The organism is Burkholderia sp. AW49-1, from assembly GCF_053427845.1.
In genome coordinates this window covers 173,462-191,968 of record NZ_JBSAXF010000008.1, presented here as the reverse complement: position 1 = coordinate 191,968, position 18,507 = coordinate 173,462, and the positions used below count along the sequence as shown (strand labels likewise).

Genomic DNA, 18,507 nt, shown 5'->3' with positions numbered 1-18,507 from the left:
GCTCTCTCCTTCCGGTGGCGCTCACGCGGCGTGTGCCGCACCCGCCTCGTACGACGGCTTGCCGCCCGCATGCACGGCGCGGCCGGCGCCCGATCGCGGGCGCATCGGCCAGTACAGCAGGTCGGCGGCGATCTGCCGGTAATCGCGCGCGGCAACCGACGACGGGAACGCGTCGACCGCGGTATGCATCAGCTCGCGCGCATGCTCGACGAGCGGATCGGCGCTCACGCAGCCGGCGTCGGCGATCGACACCGTCAGGTAGCGGCTCGCGACGCCCGCGAGGTTGTCGAATGCGGTCCTGGCGTCGGCGTGGCTGCCGACATGATTGGTCAGCACGCGGAACTGCGCGACCGCGTGCGCGAAATGCAGGCGCTTCATGCACGCGTACGCCTCGGTGATCGCTTGCGCGGCGACCCGCGTGACGATCAGCACGTCGTGCGCCTCGCGCGCGAGCGGGGAGAACGTGCCGTCTGCACCGAGCTGCGCGTCGACCAGCACGATGTCGGCCTGGCCGTCGATGAAGTCGCTCAGTTGCGAATCGCTGTAGCCGTCCCGCGCGGCCGCGCACAGGCCGAACCCGGCGGCGACGCGCGTGCGTTCGCCGTCGCGCAGCCAGGCGCCCGCGAGCGTCGCCGTGGCCGAATGCACGTCGGCGCGCTCGTCGACGACGAGCACGTCCTTGCCGAGCGCGGTCAGCGCCGCCGCGACGTTCACGACGGTCGTCGTGCAGCCGACGCCCGCCGGCCCGCCCGTCACCGCGACGATGCGCGACGCGCGCCCGGCCAGCAGGCGCCGCAGCCCTTCGGCCTGATCGATGATCCGTTTATCCAAATCGCACCTCGTGCAGCTCGGCGGTGGAACGTGCGGTCAGTGCGGAAAGCAGCGTCGGCATGTCCTCGTCTTGCGGCACGAAGGGCGAGCCGTCGCGCGGCACACAGAACGCGCTCTTCAGCAGGAACCGGGTCGATGCGACGTACAGGTTTTCCGGCACTTTCTGGCCGGTCGACACGTAATGGACCGGCAGCTTGTAGCGGATCACCGTGTCGAGCACGCCGCCGAGGTGGGTCGCCTCGTCGAGCTTGGTCAGGATGCAGCCGGCGAGATCGGGATACTCGGCCGCGCTGCGGTAGGCCTGGACGACCTCGTTGAGCGTGTCGCCGTGGCTCGTCGCGTTCAGCAGCAGCAGGCGCTGCACCGGCGCGTTCGCGCCGTGCAGCATCGCGATCTGGTCGGACAGCGCGCGGTCGCGCTGGCTCATGCCGATCGTGTCGATCAGCACGATGTGCTTGTTGCGCAGCTCGGACAGTGCGAGCTCGAGATCGCCCGCATCCTTCACCGCGTGCACGGGCACGCCGAGGATCTTGCCGAAGATGCGCAGCTGCTCGTGGCCGCCGATCCGGTAGCTGTCGGTGGTCAGGAGCGCGACCTTGCTCGCGCCGAAGCGCATCACGCAGCGCGCGGCGAGCTTCGCCGTGGTGGTCGTCTTGCCGACGCCGGTCGGCCCCATCAGCGCGAACACGCCGCCGCGCTCCATCAGCGCGTCTTCGCTCTCGAGCACCGGCAGGTTCGCCGCGAGCACCGACTGCGCCCATTCGGCGGCCTGCTCGAAGGTCTGCGCGTCGTCGCCGGACGGCAGGTTGTCGACCAGCATGCGCACCAGTTGCGCGGAGAAGCCGGCCGAGAACAGGTGCCTGGTCAGCGCGCCGTGCACCGGGCTGCGGCGCTGGCGGTCGTGCCACATCAGGCTGTCGAACTGCTCTTCCATCATCCCGCGCATCGCGCCGAGCTCGTGCATCACCGTGTCGTTGACGATGCTCTCGATGCGCGTCTTCACCGCGTCGGCCACCGCGGCCGCTGCTTCCGCGGACAGGCGCGTGCGTTCGGCCGGCTTCGCGGCGCCCGCTTCGCTCTGGCGGTTCGTGGACGCGGTGGCCGACGGCATCCGGCGTTCGGCGTCGCGCACGATGTCGCGCGCCCAGCCAGCCGGCGTCGCGGGCGCGGCGTCCTGCTGCGCGCGCGCCGGCGCTTGCGGCGCGGCCGGTGCGGCCTGCGTGCGGGCGATCAGCGCTTCGCGCTGCTGGGTCAGGCGCTTCGCGTGCTCGACGAGCCACGGCGCGGGTTCGGACGCTGCCGCCTGCGCGCCGGCAGCGGGCGCAGGTGCGGCCGGCGCCGGCGATGTCGTGTCGAAGGCGACCGCTTCCGCGGCCGGCTCCGTCATTTCGGCGCTCGCGCCGAACACCGACGAGAACACGTCCGGCAGGCCGCCTTCGCCCGCCGCATACGGATTGACGGCCGGGCGCGCGAGCCCGGCACCCGGGCGCGACACGATGCCCGGAACGGCCGCGGCCGGCACGGATTCCGGCGCGCGCGGCGCGAGGGTGCGCGCCCGGACGGCGGCCGGCGGCGTGACCGCGGCGAGATCCGAGTCGGCGAGTGCGACGATTTCGACGCTGCCGTCATCGAGCGTGCGGTTCGACAGCACGACGGCGTCGGCGCCGAGTGCCTCGCGCACGAGGCGAAGCGCGTCGCGGCTGGTCGCGCCGGTGAATTTGCGAATGTTCAAGCGGAACCCCCGATGACGTTAACGACTTTGATCGTGCGCGTGTCCGGCACTTCGGCATACGACAGCACTTTCAGTTGCGGCAGGCTGCGGCGCAGGAAACGCGCGAGCATCGCGCGCAGCGCGTGCTGCACCAGCAGCACGGGCGGCAGCCCGAGATTCTGTTGACGCAGCATCGCCTGCTGCGTGCCGGTCAGAAGGTTGTGCGCGAGGCCGGGCTCGAGGCCCGGGTTCGCGCCGGTGGCGAGCGCCTGCGACAGCACGCGCTCGAGATTCGAATCGAGGCCCATCACCTGCATCTCGCCCGAGCCCGGATACCACTGCTGCGTGATCGCGCGGCCGAGCGACAGCCGCACCGCGGCGGTGATCTCGTACGCGTCGCCACGGCCCGCGTGTTCGGACACGGCCTCGAGGATCGTGCGCATGTCGCGGATCGGCACGCCTTCCTCGAGCAGGTTCTGCAGCACTTTCTGCAGCGTCGTCAGCGAGATCGTCTTCGGCACGAGGTCCTCGACGAGCGACGGTGCATCCTTGCCGGTGCGCTCGACCAACGCCTGCACTTCCTGGCGGCCGAGCAGTTCGGCCGCGTGCTGGACGACCAGATGGTTCAGGTGCGTCGCGACGACCGTGCTCGCGTCGACGACCGTGTAGCCGTACACCTGCGCCTGCTCGCGCATCGCGACGTCGATCCACACGGCCGGCAGCCCGAACGCCGGGTCCTGCGTCACGGCGCCCGGCAGCGCGGCCGTCACCTGGCCCGGATTGATCGCGAGCCACTGGCCCGGGAACACTTCGCCGGCGCCGATCTCGACGCCCTTCAGCGCGATCCGGTATGCGTTCGGCCGCAGTTCGAGGTTGTCGCGGATGTGGATCACCGGCGGCAGGAAGCCGATCTCCTGCGCGAATTTCTTGCGGATGCTCTTGATGCGCTTGAGCAGTTCGCCGTCGCTGTTCTTGTCGACGAGCGGAATCAGGCGGTAGCCGACTTCGAGGCCGAGCGGATCGATCAGCTGCACGTCGTCCCAGGTCGCCTCGTGGCTGTCGCCCGGCAGCGCGGCGGGCGGTGCGATCTCGGTCACGTCGCCGGCCGCCACGCGGGCCGCCGCGCGGCGGACTTGCGTGCGGGCCAGCCAGATCGCGCCGCCGCCGAGCGCGAGGAACGCGAAGTGCGGCATGCCCGGGATCAGCCCCATCAGCACGATGATCGCGCCGGTGATGGTCAGCACGCGCGGGTTGGTGAACAGCTGGCCGGTGATCTGCGTGCCGATGTCCTCGTCGGTCGCGACCCGCGACACGATCACGCCGGCCGCCGTCGAGATCACGAGCGACGGGATCTGCGCGACGAGGCCGTCGCCGATCGTCAGCAGCGTGTAGTTGGTGCCGGCCGCCGCGAACGACATGTCGTGCTGCACCATCCCGACGATCAGCCCGCCGATCACGTTGATCGCCATGATGATCAGGCCCGCGATCGCGTCGCCGCGCACGAACTTCGACGCGCCGTCCATCGAGCCGTAGAACTCGGCTTCCTGCGACACGGCGAGGCGCCGCTTGCGTGCCTGCTCTTCATTGATGAGGCCCGCGTTCAGGTCGGCGTCGATCGCCATCTGCTTGCCCGGCATCGCGTCGAGCGTGAAGCGCGCGGACACTTCGGCGATCCGCCCCGCGCCCTTCGTGATCACCATGAAGTTGATGATCATCAGGATCACGAAGACAACGATGCCGACCGCGAAGTTGCCGCCGACGAGGAAGTGGCCGAACGCCTCGATCACCTGGCCGGCCGCGTCGGGGCCGGTGTGGCCCTCGAGCAGCACGACGCGCGTCGACGCGACGTTCAGCGACAGGCGCAACAGCGTCGAGAACAGCAGCACGCTCGGGAACGCCGCGAAGTCGAGCGGCTTCATCGTGTACATGCTGACGAGCAGCACCATCACCGACAGCGCGATGTTGAACGTGAACAGCAGATCCAGCAGCAGCGGCGGCAGCGGCAGGATCATCATCCCCAGGATCATGCAGATGAGGATCGGGCCCGCGAGCGCGCGCAGGTTGGTGCCGGCAAACGGATTCTGGCGTTTGGCGAACAGGCCGGTGGTCGGGGTGCTCATGCTGCGTTTCCTTGCTTGCCGAGCGTGTCTTCGGCTTCTTCACGCTCGTCGTCGGCCGATACCGACGACCCCTTGTCGAGATCGGCCGGCACGTCGAGATCGACCGGCGCGGCCGGGAAGGCGCCGCCTTCCGAGCGGAAGCGCCGCAGCTGGTAGACCCACGCGAGCACTTCGGCGACGGCCGAGTACAGCGAGCCGGGAATCTCGCGTTCGAGTTCGACGTTGTGATACAGCGCACGCGCGAGCGGCGGCGCTTCGAGCAGCGGCACGTTGTGCTCGGCCGCGAGCTCGCGGATGCGCGCGGCGACGAGGTTCACGCCCTTCGCGACGACCTTCGGCGCGCGCATCTCGCCGTCCGTGTACTGCAGCGCGACGGCGAAGTGCGTCGGGTTCGTGACGACCACGTCGGCCTTCGGCACGGCGGCCATCATCCGGCGCCGCGCGATCGCGCGCTGCTGCTGGCGGATGCGGCCCTTCACGTGCGGATCGCCTTCGTTCTCGCGATGCTCGCGCTTCACTTCTTCCTTCGTCATGCGCAACTTCTTGTTGTACTGCCAGATTTGGTAAGGCACATCGAGCGCGGCGACCACCAGCATCCCGGCGACCGTCGTGCCGCAGCACACGGCGACCAGATGCATCGCATCGGCGAGCGCCGAGCCGAGCGGCTGGGTCGCGAGGCCGAGCAGCTCGTCCTTGCTGCGCCAGATCGCGATCCCGCCGATCCCGCCCACGACGATCGTCTTCGCGAGCGACATCCCGAGCTGGATCGGCCCCTGGATCGAGAACATCCGGCCGAGGCCGGAGATCGGGTTCAGGCGGTCGAACTTGAGCTCGAAGGTCTTCTGCGAGATCAGCCAGCCGCCGAGCGCCATCGGCGCGAGCAACGCGGCGAGGCCGGTGAGCGCGAGGATCGGCAGCAGCGCCGCGAGACCTTCGACGCTCGCGCTGCCGGCCGCCGACAGCATCCGGTGCGTGTCGAACGCGGTCGCGCGGTCGAACGCGAACGCGCCGCGCAGCATCGTCTCGAGATGGGCGCCCGACGGACCCGCGAGCAGCCACGCGCCGTAGAACCCGGCCGCGAGCAGCGCGAACGAAGCCAGTTCGCGCGAACGCGCGACCTGCCCCTCCTCGCGCGCCTTCTCGCGGCGTCTCGGAGTGGCGGCTTCGGTTCTGTCGAGATCGCTCTCGTCTGCCACGGTGCCTCCAGTCGGGTACGGCGAAATGCCGCTTTCCAGTGACACCGATTATTCATGCGCACGTCAAACGCCGATCGGTCGAGCAAAGCCGGGAAAGGGGGGTATTTCGGGGAATCGGGCGAGCCGGTGCGGCGGGAGGTCGCGGGCAGGCGCGAGGGGCCGGGAGGCGGTGGAAACCGCGTTCGCGGGCGGGCGCGGTGAGGCGGATGAAGCGGATGAAGCGGGAAAGCGGGAAGCGGGGAAGCGGGGAAGCGGGAAGCGGGAAGCGGGAAGCGGGAAGCGGGAAGCGGGAAGCGGGAAGCGGAAAGCGGGAAGCGGGAAGCGGGGAAGCGGGAGATCGAGGCGGCCGTGGAACGATCGTCGGCCCGCCCCGACGCGACGGCGTCGCGCGTCGAGGCGGGCGGCGCTCAGATCACCGGGATCGGGTCCGAGCCGAAACGGTTCGGGCCGTTGGTGCCGCGCGAGCACATCCACACGAACAGCAGGATCCCGCCGACGATCGGAATGAACGCGATCAGCAGGAACCAGCCGGAGCGGCCCGTATCGTGCAGGCGGCGGACGGTGACCGCGAGGCTCGGCAGCACCAGCGCGAGCGACACGACGGCCGCGACGATCATCAGCAGCAGCGAAAGTGCGCTCGCGTCGCGCCCCGTCATGGCGATCACCTGGCAGACGATCGACACGATGCTGGTCAGCAACGCGAAATACCAGTATTCGGCACGGCGCGCGCGGCCCTCGAATTTCGCGTATTGATTGAGTGCGGAACGAACGGCTTCGGTGAAATTCATTTTATTGCCCTCATGTTTTATATCGGCGACCCCGGAAACAACGCGGGCATTATAAGTTTGAATTTCCGGGCATTGCATCTCTTTTCGCATGCCGACCGGTTCGCACGCGGCCTCCGGCAGAACTGGAGCGGCTTCGGCGGCGGCATGCCGTATCCCCTGCGGGCATGTCACGTCATTTTTATAATCGCGACGTCCCGACATAAACAACGGCCAGATAATCCATGACTTGATTACACCAGCATGAAACGCGCCGCGATCGATAATCGAATCGATCGTTCGGCGCGCATTTACCGGCCGACCGGGAATATTGCCGGGCGTCACGTACGCACGTCGAGAACGGCGCGTCCCGGCCGGCGTTCGCGCTAGCCCGCCGCCGCCTGCTCCAGCACATGGAGATCGAGTTTCTTCATCTTCATCACCTGCGCCATCACGCGCTCGGCGCGTGCCGGATCGCCCGCCATCAGTTCGGCCATCTGCACGGGCACCACTTGCCACGACACGCCGAAGCGGTCGCGCAGCCAGCCGCACTGCTGCGCGCGCTCGTCGCCGCCTTCGGCCAGGGCCGTCCAGTAGCGGTCGATCTCCTGCTGGTCGCGGCAGTTGACGACGAACGACACGGCCGGCGTGAGCGGAAACGCCGGGCCGCCGTTCAGCGCGAGAAACGCCTGCCCGTCCAGTTCGAACGACACCGTCATCACCGCGCCCTCGGCCTGCCCGGACGCCTGCGCACCGGACTTGCCGTAGCGGGCGACGTGCAGGATCCGCGCGTCGTCGAACACCGACACGTAGAAGCGGGCGGCCGCCTCCGCGTCGTGGTCGAACCACAGAAACGGCGTGATGCGTTGAATACGCTGGCTCATGGCGCTGTCTCCTCGATGTCGTGCCGGCACCGTTGCCGGTCTTATATCGTAGGCGCTGTGCCGGCACGGCGCGGCCGCCCGACGCGTAGTGCGTCGCCGCCTTCGAAGGCGAAAAAAAGGGGGCGATCGCTCGCCCCCTTTCTTGCCGCCGCCGTGCGCGCGCGGTCAGAACGCGACGTAAGGCTGCGCGCCGCCGCTGCCGGTCCGGTCCATCCCGAAGTAGATCGTCTTGCCGTAGAAGTGCGGCATGCCGATGTCGAGCCAGCCGGCCGCGCCGAACGGGCCGGCGATGTCGTTGAACGCGAACGTCGACGGATTCGCGAACAGCGCATCGGCGTTCGCGACGGGCATCGACACGCCGCCCGACACACCGTTCTTGCCGGTCAGCGTCGCCGTATAGGTGGTCGTCGACGACGGGCAGTAGAACTGCGTGTTGGTCGAGCAGGCCTTCTGCGTCGAATCGTTGAAGAAGTATGCGTTCGAGCCCGTATCGAAGAACGCGGTCACGTTTCCGCCGAGGAACGTCGCATCGACGTCGCCCGTCGTCGTCGACGTCAGCACCGTCGACGCCCCGAGCGCGTTGTTGCTCTGCGTATTGATCCCGAACGTCAGCAGGCCCGTCGCGCTGCCCTGCCCGCTGCTCGAGATGTTCGGCATCTGCACGATCACGCCGTTGTTGTCGGTCGCGAAGCGATGGACCGGGTTGGCCACCTGCTGCGCAACCGGCACCAGCGCCACCGCGCAGCTCGAATTGCCGTTCGGGCACGCGTAGTAGTTGTTGGACGTCGCCGACGTCGACGTCGCGCAGCTCGTGCCGCAATCGACCGGCGCCGGCCCGATGCCGAGGATGCCGTTCGCGCCGAGGTCGCCGGCCGTGTTGGCCGATGTTCGGGCGCCGTTGTTCGAGCATGAACCCGGCACGTTGCTGGTGCCGAGATCGCCGATGATCTGCACCGGCAGCGAGCCCGCCTGCTCGGTGCCGATCGACAGGTCGACGGTGCGCACCGAGCCCCACGTGAAGCTCGACACGAACTTGCCGCACTCGGCCACGGGCGCGCCGCCGCTCGTCGTCTGCGGCAGGTTGTTCAACACGCCCGACGACAGCGCGCTGCTGACCAGCCGCAGCCCGTACGACGCCGTATCGACGAGGACGTTGTTGACCACCTGGCAGTTCGTCGTGCCCGGCACGCAGATCTTCACGTTGACGGTCGGGATGTTGATCACGTGCGCGACACCGGTGCCGACCGTGATCACCGCCGTGTTCGCGGTATTGCCGTCCGATACGTTGGAGCCGCCGCTGTTGCCGTTGTTGTCACCACCGCCGCCGCAGGCGGTCACGAGCATGGCCGTCGCGGCCGCGGCGCTCAGCAGGCCGAGCCAGCGCTTGAAGGTACGAGGAATTCGCAAGATCGCTCTCCCGCTGTCACTGGATGTCGTTGCCGGTCAGCCCGGCAGGCAGCGCCGTCGGCAGCCATGCCTGGCCCGCGAAGGCGCCCATGTGGCCGCCGGTGCGGATCACGAGGCCGCTCGTATCGACGGACACGGGCGCGCGCCAGCCGCGCGCCGCATGCGCGACCTGGACGCCGGCCGTGTACTGCGGAAAATAGCTGCCGAGCAGCGACTCGAGGTCCGGCATGCTCGGCCCACGCCAGGCGAGACCGAACACGGTGCCGGCCGCGGATGTGTATTCGTGGATGACGGTGCCCGATCCGAGCGTGATCTCGCGGACGGTGTAGGCGGCCGCATTCGCCTGCGCGCCGTCGGCGGAGCGCATCGCGCGCTGCAGCGCACGCACCGTGGCGGCACGATCGTCCGCCGGCGGCGACATCGGCGCGCCGCCCAGTTCGGCCCGTGCGTGGACGGCCCACAGCACACCCATTGCGGCCGTCGCGTGCGCGGCGGCCCAGCCCAAGCGTTTCAGCTTCACGTTCCCCCCCAAGGGACTGGCTTCGTTGCCGGCGGTGCGCCATCAGACGCGGCACCGCGGGTCAACAAATCATAGTCTTCAGAATGACGCTTCGTTGCTGCTGACGCGTAGTATGCCTGCGGAGTGTGTCAGAGTGTCAAATCAACGTTGCATGACGCAGCGCAGCATGACATTCGGCACGACCCGCGCGCGGGGGCGCGTCGTGAACAAGCACGGGGAGTGCCATGCGCACCGAGCCGCGCCACGATCGGGCGCGGCGGCGATGCGACGGGACAGGATCAGAAGCCGAGACTCGCGAGCAGGTCGTCGACCTGCGCCTGGTCCTGCACGACGTCGGACTTGCCTTCCGGCGCGATCTGCGGCCCGTTCAGCAGCGACTCGGGGCTGCCGGTCGCGCTGATCTGCTCGGCCGCGAGCGCAGCCGCGGTCGCCGCGAACTGCTCGCGCCGCTCGGGCGCGATGTTCTCGACGAGCACCGTGAGCAGTTGCTGCTCGATCAGGTAGACCATGTCCATGATCTTCTTGATCACCTGCCCGGTCAGGTCCTGGAAATCCTGCGCGAGCATGATCTCGAGCAGCTGAGCGCTGGTCGCCGACGCCGCCTCCGGCAACGCGCGCAGGAACGTGCGCGTGTCGTCCATCAGCTCGCGCACTTCCGCGTGCTCGATCGGCGCCGCATACCACTGCGCCCAGCGCGCATCGAGCGCTTCGGCCTCGTTCTGGATGCGCTCCTGCATCGGCTTCGCGACCTCGATCGCGTTCAGCACGCGCTCGGCCGCCTGCTCGGTCATCGTCGCGACGTAGCGCAGCCGGTCGCGCGCATCGGGCACGGCTTCCGCCGCGCGCTCGACATGCTTGTCGAGCCCGAGCTCGCGCATCGAATCGCGCAGCGTGCGCGTGACGTGGCCGATGCGCGCGAGGATCCGGTCGCTCGCGAAATCGGCGCCTTCGGCGTGGCCGTCGGCGTTGACTGCCGCGCCGGCGAGCGCCGCATGGATCGGCTCGTTCACGTCAGCTCCCGGCCTTGGCCATCTTGTCGATGATCTTGTTCAGCTTCTCGTCGAGCGTCGCGGCCGTGAACGGCTTCACGACGTAGCCGCTCGCGCCCGCCTGCGCGGCCGCGATGATGTTCTCCTTCTTCGACTCGGCCGTGACCATCAGCACCGGCAGGTGCGTGAGCGTCGCGTCCGCGCGGATTTCCTTCAGCATCGCGAGGCCGTCGAGGTTCGGCATGTTCCAGTCGGAGATCACGAAGTCGAAGCCGCCGCCGCGCAGCCGCGCGAGTCCTGCCGCGCCGTCCTCGGCTTCGTCGACGTTCGTGTAGCCCAGTTCCTTGAGCAGGTTGCGGACGATCCGGCGCATCGTCGGGAAATCGTCCACCACCAGGATTTTCATGCTCTTGTCCATCGTCGTTCCTTTGCAGATTCGTTACCGTCGGGGCCGGCAGCATCGCACGTGCCCCGTGACATTTCATTCAGACGCGCTGCACGCGGTCGCCCATCGTCGCCAGTCGCGCCATCACGCGCCGGCTCATCTCCGAAAGCGGCGCGACCTCGTCCGCGCCGCCGAGCGCGATCGCCTCGCGCGGCATCCCGAACACGATGCAGCTCGCCTCGTCCTGCGCGAACGTGTGGGCGCCCGCGCGCTTCATGTCCAGCAGGCCGGCCGCGCCGTCGCGGCCCATCCCCGTGAGGATCACGCCGATCGCGTTTTTGCCCGCGTGCTGCGCCGCCGAGCGGAACAGCACGTCGACCGACGGCCGGTGCCGGTTCACCGGCGGCTCGTCGGACAGCTGCGCGATGTAGTTCGCGCCGCTGCGCGCGAGCAGCAGGTGCGCATGGCCCGGCGCGATGTACGCATGGCCCGGCAGCACGCGCTCGCCGTGCTCGGCTTCCTTCACCGCGATCCGGCACAGGCCGTTCAGCCGCTGCGCGAAGGACTTCGTGAAGCCGGGCGGCATGTGCTGCGCGATCAGCACCGCCGGCGCGTCCGGCGGCAGCGGCGTCAGCACCTCGCGGATCGCCTCGGTGCCGCCCGTCGACGCGCCGATGATGATCAGCTTCTCGGTACTGACGAGCGGGTTGTTGACCATCGGCGCGGCCGGCTGGCCGCTCGCCGTGCGCGCGGCGGCCTGCGGCTGCGGCGCCTGGCGCACGCGCGCGCGCGATGCGGCGCGGATCTTGTCCGCGAGCTTTTCCGCGTAGTCGAGCATGCCGTCGCGAATCCCGACGCGCGGCTTCGTGACGAAATCCACCGCGCCGAGTTCGAGCGCGCGCAGCGTGATTTCGGAGCCGCGCTCGGTCAGCGACGACACCATCACGACCGGCATCGGCCGCAGGCGCATCAGCTTCTCGAGGAAATCGAGCCCGTCCATGCGCGGCATTTCGACATCCAGCGTCAGGACGTCGGGGTTGTGCTGCTTGATGAGCTCGCGCGCGACGAGCGGATCGGGCGCGGTCGCGCACACTTCCATGTCGGGCTGGCTGTTGATGATCTCCGTCATCAGGCTGCGGATCAGCGCCGAGTCGTCGACGCACAACACTTTGATCTTCTGCACTGCGGTCATGCCTCCTGCTTTCTCGAAAGGTTGGCCGCAAACGGGCTGCCGGCCTTCGTGTTCGTCGTCTGCGCGCCCGCGCCGCCGCGTGCGCCGAACAGCTCGATGCGCGGGCGTGCCGGCGGCGGCGCGGCCGGCCGCTTCGCCGCGAACAGCTCGACGTGCGCGCGCGGCCGCTCGGCGCGCACGCGGTCGGCCTCGCGCGCCAGCGCGGCTTCGCGCTCGGTCACGCCCGGCACCTGCAGCCGCAGCTTCTTCACCATCGCGCGGCCGGTGCGCGGCATGAACGCGACCTTGCGCGGGTGCACGCCCTGCAAGTCCTCCGCGGTGATGCGGATGCGTTCGAGCGCGAGGTAGCGGCGCACGAAATCCGCGTTGCGGTCACCGATGTTGATGGTCGTCATCCCGGCCAGCACGGCCGCGCCGCCGAACACCTTCGCCTCGAGGCGCTCGCGGCGCCCGCCGGCCTTGATCAGTTCGTTGATCAGCACTTCCATCGCGTACGCGCCGTAGCGCATCGACTCCGATGCGGCCGCGCCGGCATCGGCGCCGTCGTCGGGCAGCATGAAGTGATTCATCCCGCCGATGCCCGCCAGCGGGTCGTGCAGGCACGCGGCGACGCACGAGCCGAGCACGGTCATCAGCACCATGTCCTCGGACGTCGTGTAGAACTCGTTCGGCAGCAGCTTTACGCCGGGGCGTTCGAAGTGGTTGTCGAAGTAGCGATTGGTCGCGATCGGCAGGGCGCTCATCCGCGTTCTCCGTAAGCGGGCACGGCGCCCGCGGCACGCGCATGGGCGCGCGGCGGCGCCGCCGCGGCCGGCGCGGCGCCGTGCGGGCGCAGGCCCGGCGCGGCATCGCGCGTCAGTTCGTACACCGTCTGCCCGCGCAGCCGGAACGCCTGCGAGACGTACGTGAAATTCTCCGAATGCCCGGCGAACAGCAGGCCGCCCGGCTTCACGAGCGGCTCGAAGCGCGACAGCACCTGCCCCTGCGTCGGCTTGTCGAAATAGATCATCACGTTGCGGCAGAAGATCGCGTCGAACGGCTTCGCGATCCCGTAGTCGGCATCGGTCAGGTTCAGCTGCTCGAAGCGGATCATCGCGCGCAGTTCCGGGCGCACCTTCACGCGGCCGGCCTGCGCGCCCGTGCCCTTCAGGAAGAAGCGCTTGAGCCGCTCCGGGCTCAGGTGCTTGACCTGGTCGTACGTGTAGATGCCGGCCTCGGCCTTCGCGAGCACCTGCGTGTCGAGATCGGTCGCGAGAATCGATGCGCCGCGCGCGGCCGATTCGCCGAGCGCCTCGATCAGCGTGATCGCGATCGAGTAAGGCTCCTCGCCGGTCGACGCCGCCGAGCACCACACCGACACGGGCGCCGCGCGCCCCTTCACGAAGTCGGCCAGGATCGGGAAATGGTGCGACTCGCGAAAGAACGCGGTCAGGTTCGTCGTCAGCGCGTTGGTGAACGCTTCCCACTCGAGCGGATCGTCCTCCTGTTCGAGCAGGTCGAGGTAGTCGCGGAACGTGTCGAGGCCGCGTGCGCGCAGCCGGCGTGCGAGCCGGCTGTACGCCATGTCGCGCTTGTGCTCGGACAGCGAAATGCCCGCGCGTTGATGGATCAGCGCGCGGATGCGTGCGAAATCCGCGCCGGTAAACGCGAAGTCGCGCCCCGGCTCGCCCGCGCGGGGCGAGGCATCCGGTGCATCGGGTCGAAACGGTGCGCGCGCGGACGGCATGGCTTAGAAAGTCTCCCAGTCGTCGTCGGACGTGCCGGCCGCCGCCATCGCCGGCTTCTCGCCGTTCAGCGCGGGGCGGACCAGTGCGGGTTTCTCGGCGGACTTCGGCGCCGGTGCGCCGGCCGCCTTCGCGAGACGCGGGCCGTAGCCGCCCGCTGCCGGCGCTTCCTTCGACGCGCGTGCGGCGGCGGCGTCCGGCGCGCGCCGGGTTTCGTGGCTCGCGGCCGGTGCCGCGGCATGCGGCGCCGGTGCGGCGCGACGGGCCGGCTGCGCGGCAGCCTGCGGTGCCGGCAATGCGGCCGGCGACGCTTCGTGACGGTGCGCCGACGGCAACGCCGGCGCCGCTGCATGCGCGGCCGGGCGTGCAGCATGGCGCGCCGGCGCGAGCGCGATGCCGCCCGCGACGCGCCACTCCGACACGACCGCCTTCATCTGGCGCGTCTGCTCCTCGAGCGAGGCGGCCGCCGCCGCGGCCTGCTCGACGAGCGCCGCGTTCTGCTGCGTGACCGAATCCATCTGGCCGACCGCGCGATTGACCTGCTCGATGCCGGTCGACTGCTCGTCCGACGCGGCGCTGATCTCGCCCATGATGTCGGTCACGCGGCGCACGGCCTGCACGATCTCGTCCATCGTCGAGCCGGCGCGCGCGACGAGCGCCGAGCCGCTTTCGACCTTCTCGGCCGAATCGCCGATCAGCTGCTTGATTTCCTTCGCGGCGCTCGCGCTGCGTTGCGCCAGCGAGCGCACTTCGCCCGCGACCACCGCGAAGCCGCGGCCCTGCTCGCCCGCGCGCGCGGCTTCGACCGCCGCGTTCAGCGCGAGGATGTTGGTCTGGAACGCGATGCCTTCGATCGTGCCGATGATGTCGACGACCTTGCCCGAGCTCGCCGCGATGTCCTGCATCGTCGACACGACCTGGCCGACCACGTCGCCGCCCTGCGTCGCGATGTCGGACGCGTTCACCGCGAGCTGGCTCGCCTGCCGTGCGTTCTCCGCGTTCTGCCGCACGGTGCCGGTCAACTGCTCCATGCTCGATGCGGTTTCCTGCAGCGACGCGGCCTGCTCCTCGGTGCGCTGCGACAGGTCGGTGTTGCCGGTCGAGATCTCGCGCGCGCCGACGTCGATCGACTCGGTGCCGCGGTGCACGGCCTGCACCATCGTCGTCACGGCGTCCTGCATCCGCTTGATGCCGCCGAACAGGCGGCCGATCTCGTTGGTGCTGGACACGTTCACCGGCTGCGTGAGGTCGCCGCCGGCGATGCGCTCGAAGTGCGCGATCGCATCCTCGAGCGGCTTCACGATCAGCCCGCGCATGGCGAAGCGGATCGCGATCACGACGACGAACGCGATCGCGATGCCGGCCGCGATCAGCACGACCATCAGCGAGATTTGCGATTGCGTCGCGGCCTGGCGTTCTTCCGCGCGCTTCTGCAACGATGCGATCACGGCCGCCGCCGTCTGGTCGAACGCGACGAACATCGGGCTGATCTTCGCGTCGGCAATCGCGTGGTACGCCGCCATGTCGCCCGCGCGCGCCGCGGCAAATTCGGGCTCGACGCCTTCCTTCACGATCGTCGTGTAGCGGGCGGTGAGCTCGTCGATGAGCGCCTGCTCGACGCCGAGCTTCGGCGTCGACTGGAACGCCTGCCAGTTCTGGTTCGACTTCGAATACAGCTCCTGCGCGCGGTCGAGCACCTTCGCCGCCTCGGCCGCATTGCCGGCTTCGGTCAGCGTACGGAAGCGATCGAGCGCTATGCGCGAGCGCAGCAGGTGCGCGGCCGTGTCGTCCAGCGTGTGAATCGCCGGCAGGTCGACGTGCGCGATCTCGTCGAGCGAACGGCTCGCGTGATTGAGCGCGTAGAGGCCGAGCCCGCCGACCGCGGCGGCCAGGCACACGAGGATGAGTCCGACCGCCGTGAGCGTCGTGCGGATCGACCAGTTATGCAACATTGCAGATTCTCCCGAAATTCCTGCGCGCGCGGCGCGCTTACCCGCCGAGTGTTTCGATCAGCGCCATTTCCCGGCTCGACATCAACTTTTCGATGTCCATCAGGATCAGCATCCGGCCGTCGACGGTGCCGAGGCCCGTCAGGTATTCGGTCGTCAGCGTCGCGCCGAATTCCGGCGCCGGCATGATCTGGTCGGTCTGCAGCGTCAGCACGTCCGACACGCCGTCGACCACCATCCCGACCACGCGATTCGACACGTTCAGGATGATCACGACGGTCTGGTGGTCGTACTCGACGCGGCCGAGATGGAACTTGATCCGCATGTCGACGATCGGCACGATGATTCCGCGCAGGTTGATCACGCCCTTGATGAAGTCCGGCGCGTTCGCGATGCGCGTGACGCTGTCGTAGCCGCGGATTTCCTGCACCTTCAGGATGTCGATCCCGTATTCCTCGTCGCCGAGCGTGAACACCAGGAATTCCTGGCCGGTCGCGTCGCCTTGTTCCGCGTCGCGGCGACTCGTTGCCGCGTTCGCCGCGGCCGGATTGATCATTTGGACTTCAGCAGACACGTTTGCCCCCAATCGGTTGAATGGCGAGAGACATCAGATCATCGCGAGCTCGGCGCCGGCACGGGCGCCGTGCATCGCACGGGTTTCGCGGTTCAGCGCCGCGACGTCGACGATCAGCGCGACGCTGCCGTCGCCGAGAATGGTCGCCGCCGAGATGCCGTGCACCTTGCGGTAGTTCGTTTCGAGGTTCTTCACGACCACCTGCTGCTGGCCGACCAGCTCGTCGATGAGCATCGCGAAGCGACGCCCCTCGGTTTCCATGATCGTGACGATCCCCTGGGTCGGATCGGTGCGCGCGTCCTCGACCGAGAACACCTCGTGCAGCGCGACGAGCGGCAGGTATTCGCCGCGCACACGCACCACGCGCTCGCCGTTGCCGACCGTGTAGATGTCGTCGTTCGACGGCTGCAGCGACTCCATCACGAAGTTCAGCGGCAGGATGAAGATTTCCGTGCCGACCTTCACCGACATCCCGTCGAGAATCGCGAGCGTGAGCGGCAGCACGATCCGCGTGGTCGTGCCGCGGCCGGCCTGCGAGCTGATCTCGACGTGGCCGCCCATCGACTGGATGTTGCGCTTCACGACGTCCATCCCGACGCCGCGGCCCGACACGTCGGTCACCGTCTCGGCGGTCGAGAAGCCCGGCGCGAAGATCAGCTGCCAGACTTCGTCGTCGCTGATGGTGTCGGGAATCTGCATGCCCTGCTTCGCGGCCTTCGCGAGAATCCGCTCGCGGTTCAGGCCGCCGCCGTCGTCGCTGACCTCGATCACGATGTTGCCGCCGTGATGCGCGGCCGACAGCACGAGCTGGCCGACCGCGTCCTTGCCGGCGGCGCGCCGCTTGTCGACGGTCTCGATCCCATGGTCGAGGCTGTTGCGCACGAGGTGGGTGAGCGGGTCGATGATCCGCTCGATCAGGCTCTTGTCGAGCTCGGTCGCCTGGCCGAACGTGACGAGCTCGACCTGCTTGCCGAGCTTGCCGGCCAGGTCGCGCACGAGGCGCGGGAAGCGGCTGAACACGTAGTCCATCGGCATCATGCGGATCGACATCACCGCTTCCTGCAGGTCGCGCGCGTTGCGTTCCAGTTGCGCCATCCCGTTGAAGAGGCGGTCGTGCAGCGCCGGATCGAACGCGCTCGCCGTTTCCGCGAGCATCGCCTGCGTGATCACGAGTTCGCCGACCAGGTTGATCAGCTGATCGACCTTCTCGACGCCGACGCGGATCGAGCTGCCTTCGGCGCCCGATGCGGCAGCGGCCGGGCGCGGACGCTTGTCGTCGTGGTGCGCGGCAGCGTGGGCAGCCGGCGCGGCGGGTTCGGCGTGCGGTTGCGGGGCCGCTTGCGGCGCCGGTTGCGACGGCGCTTGCGGTGCGGCGGCGGCCGGTGCGGCACCGGCGGCTTGTGCGAATACCTCGACGCGGGCGGCCGGCTCCGGCGCGGCCGCCGGTTCGAGCGCGGCCGGCGCGGCGGCGGGCGCCGCCGGTGCGGCCGGCGCGGTGCCGCGCGCAATGCGGATCTGGCTGTCGTCGATCACGAAGCAGCACACGGCGACGATGTCGTCGGACGGCACGTCCGATTCGAGCCACAGCGTCAGGTCCGCGCCTGCTTCCTCGCGGCCGACGATCCGGCCGAGATTGCCGAGTTCCTCGGTGAGCAGCGCCTGGTCCTTCGCGTCGACGCCGACGAGCGTGATCTTCAGGTGCGGGCCGCCCGCACCGGCGTCGTCCGCCGGATGCGCGGCCGCGACGGCCTGTTCGACCACGTGATCGGGCGCGCGGTCGTCGGCGACGGGCGCCGGCGCCGGTGCGGCCGCCTCGGCCGGCACGGCAGCCGCTACGCCAGCGGCCGCGGGCGCACCCGCGCCGCTCTCGGCCTTCAGGCGTTCGAGCTTCGCGCAGATCGTCGCGGCAGCCGCCGCGTCCGGTTCCGCGCTCGCGCGATAGTCGACCAGTTGGTCGGACAGCACGTCCTTGGTCTCGAGGAACGCGTCGACCATTTCCTTGGTCAGCGTCAGCTCATGGTTGCGCGCGCGGTCGAGCAGCGACTCGAGGATGTGGGTCGTCTCGGTCAGCGCGGAAAAGCCGAAGGTCGCCGCACCGCCCTTGATCGAATGCGCGGCGCGGAAGATCGCGGCCAGGTCCTCGGGGTCGGGCGAGCCGACGTCGAGGTTCAGCAGCAGCTGCTCCATCTGCGCGAGCAACTCGTCCGCTTCGTCGAAAAAGGTCTGGTAGAACTGCGTGATGTCGAGAGTCATGCCCGGTC

16 protein-coding genes are annotated in these 18,507 nt (G+C 69.2%); all 16 read right to left on the bottom strand.

Annotated features, from left to right (window positions below; all coding sequences use genetic code 11):
• Positions 1-21 precede the first annotated feature (21 nt).
• The 16 genes from ACV22W_RS15375 to cheA all read right to left on the bottom strand — a co-directional run bounded on the left by ACV22W_RS15375 (position 22) and on the right by cheA (position 18,499).
• Positions 22-831 (bottom strand): nucleotide-binding protein, encoded by an 810-nt coding sequence (locus ACV22W_RS15375; RefSeq protein ID WP_448020235.1) that lies wholly within the window; start codon positions 829-831, stop codon positions 22-24.
• Complete coding sequence (flhF, locus tag ACV22W_RS15370; RefSeq protein ID WP_448020234.1) at positions 824-2,563, bottom strand: flagellar biosynthesis protein FlhF; 1,740 nt, start codon at positions 2,561-2,563, stop codon at positions 824-826. The genes ACV22W_RS15375 and flhF overlap by 8 nt, the downstream gene beginning before the upstream one ends.
• Positions 2,560-4,662, bottom strand: a complete 2,103-nt coding sequence (gene flhA / locus ACV22W_RS15365) for a flagellar biosynthesis protein FlhA (protein WP_059533471.1) — start codon at positions 4,660-4,662, stop codon at positions 2,560-2,562. The genes flhF and flhA overlap by 4 nt, the downstream gene beginning before the upstream one ends.
• Positions 4,659-5,858, bottom strand: a complete 1,200-nt coding sequence (gene flhB / locus ACV22W_RS15360; protein WP_448020232.1) for a flagellar biosynthesis protein FlhB — start codon at positions 5,856-5,858, stop codon at positions 4,659-4,661. Before flhB ends, flhA begins: the two co-directional genes overlap by 4 nt.
• Positions 5,859-6,265: 407 nt before the next feature.
• Positions 6,266-6,967, bottom strand: coding sequence for a DUF805 domain-containing protein (locus ACV22W_RS15355; protein WP_448020231.1), 702 nt, complete (start codon positions 6,965-6,967; stop codon positions 6,266-6,268).
• A gap of 41 nt (positions 6,968-7,008) precedes the next feature.
• Entirely contained in the window at positions 7,009-7,506 is a 498-nt protein-coding gene (locus ACV22W_RS15350) for a VOC family protein (protein ID WP_448020229.1), read from the bottom strand.
• A 165-nt stretch (positions 7,507-7,671) separates the two neighbouring features.
• Entirely contained in the window at positions 7,672-8,913 is a 1,242-nt protein-coding gene (locus ACV22W_RS15345) for a DUF3443 domain-containing protein (RefSeq protein ID WP_448020228.1), read from the bottom strand.
• Positions 8,914-8,929: 16 nt separating this feature from the next.
• Positions 8,930-9,433 carry a DUF2844 domain-containing protein gene (locus ACV22W_RS15340; protein ID WP_448020227.1) on the bottom strand — a complete coding sequence of 168 codons (504 nt, stop codon included), beginning with the start codon at positions 9,431-9,433 and terminating at the stop codon, positions 8,930-8,932.
• A gap of 278 nt (positions 9,434-9,711) precedes the next feature.
• On the bottom strand, positions 9,712-10,443 hold the full coding sequence (cheZ, locus tag ACV22W_RS15335; protein WP_448020225.1) for a protein phosphatase CheZ: 732 nt from the start codon (positions 10,441-10,443) through the stop codon (positions 9,712-9,714).
• A gap of 1 nt (position 10,444) precedes the next feature.
• Entirely contained in the window at positions 10,445-10,840 is a 396-nt protein-coding gene (cheY, locus tag ACV22W_RS15330; RefSeq protein ID WP_006754880.1) for a chemotaxis response regulator CheY, read from the bottom strand.
• A 67-nt stretch (positions 10,841-10,907) separates the two neighbouring features.
• Positions 10,908-11,999 carry a protein-glutamate methylesterase/protein-glutamine glutaminase gene (locus ACV22W_RS15325; RefSeq protein WP_059682805.1) on the bottom strand — a complete coding sequence of 364 codons (1,092 nt, stop codon included), beginning with the start codon at positions 11,997-11,999 and terminating at the stop codon, positions 10,908-10,910.
• Positions 11,996-12,742: a chemoreceptor glutamine deamidase CheD gene (gene cheD / locus ACV22W_RS15320; RefSeq protein ID WP_059699654.1), complete on the bottom strand. Its 747-nt coding sequence runs from the start codon at positions 12,740-12,742 to the stop codon at positions 11,996-11,998. The genes ACV22W_RS15325 and cheD overlap by 4 nt, the downstream gene beginning before the upstream one ends.
• Positions 12,739-13,725 carry a CheR family methyltransferase gene (locus ACV22W_RS15315; RefSeq protein ID WP_448020223.1) on the bottom strand — a complete coding sequence of 329 codons (987 nt, stop codon included), beginning with the start codon at positions 13,723-13,725 and terminating at the stop codon, positions 12,739-12,741. The genes cheD and ACV22W_RS15315 overlap by 4 nt, the downstream gene beginning before the upstream one ends.
• Positions 13,726-13,728: 3 nt before the next feature.
• Positions 13,729-15,675: a methyl-accepting chemotaxis protein gene (locus ACV22W_RS15310; RefSeq protein ID WP_448020222.1), complete on the bottom strand. Its 1,947-nt coding sequence runs from the start codon at positions 15,673-15,675 to the stop codon at positions 13,729-13,731.
• A 37-nt stretch (positions 15,676-15,712) separates the two neighbouring features.
• Positions 15,713-16,228, bottom strand: coding sequence for a chemotaxis protein CheW (gene cheW, locus ACV22W_RS15305; protein ID WP_031397017.1), 516 nt, complete (start codon positions 16,226-16,228; stop codon positions 15,713-15,715).
• A 51-nt stretch (positions 16,229-16,279) separates the two neighbouring features.
• Positions 16,280-18,499 (bottom strand): chemotaxis protein CheA, encoded by a 2,220-nt coding sequence (gene cheA / locus ACV22W_RS15300; protein ID WP_448020220.1) that lies wholly within the window; start codon positions 18,497-18,499, stop codon positions 16,280-16,282.
• Positions 18,500-18,507: the final 8 nt, after the last annotated feature.

Coding starts and splice junctions, on each gene's coding strand:
- cheA (WP_448020220.1), bottom strand. CDS start 18,499: ATGACTCTCGACATCACGCAGTTCTACCAGACCTTTTTCGACGAAGCG.
- cheW (WP_031397017.1), bottom strand. CDS start 16,228: ATGATCAATCCGGCCGCGGCGAACGCGGCAACGAGTCGCCGCGACGCG.
- cheD (WP_059699654.1), bottom strand. CDS start 12,742: ATGAGCGCCCTGCCGATCGCGACCAATCGCTACTTCGACAACCACTTC.
- cheY (WP_006754880.1), bottom strand. CDS start 10,840: ATGGACAAGAGCATGAAAATCCTGGTGGTGGACGATTTCCCGACGATG.
- flhA (WP_059533471.1), bottom strand. CDS start 4,662: ATGAGCACCCCGACCACCGGCCTGTTCGCCAAACGCCAGAATCCGTTT.
- ACV22W_RS15325 (WP_059682805.1), bottom strand. CDS start 11,999: ATGACCGCAGTGCAGAAGATCAAAGTGTTGTGCGTCGACGACTCGGCG.
- ACV22W_RS15350 (WP_448020229.1), bottom strand. CDS start 7,506: ATGAGCCAGCGTATTCAACGCATCACGCCGTTTCTGTGGTTCGACCAC.
- ACV22W_RS15315 (WP_448020223.1), bottom strand. CDS start 13,725: ATGCCGTCCGCGCGCGCACCGTTTCGACCCGATGCACCGGATGCCTCG.
- ACV22W_RS15310 (WP_448020222.1), bottom strand. CDS start 15,675: ATGTTGCATAACTGGTCGATCCGCACGACGCTCACGGCGGTCGGACTC.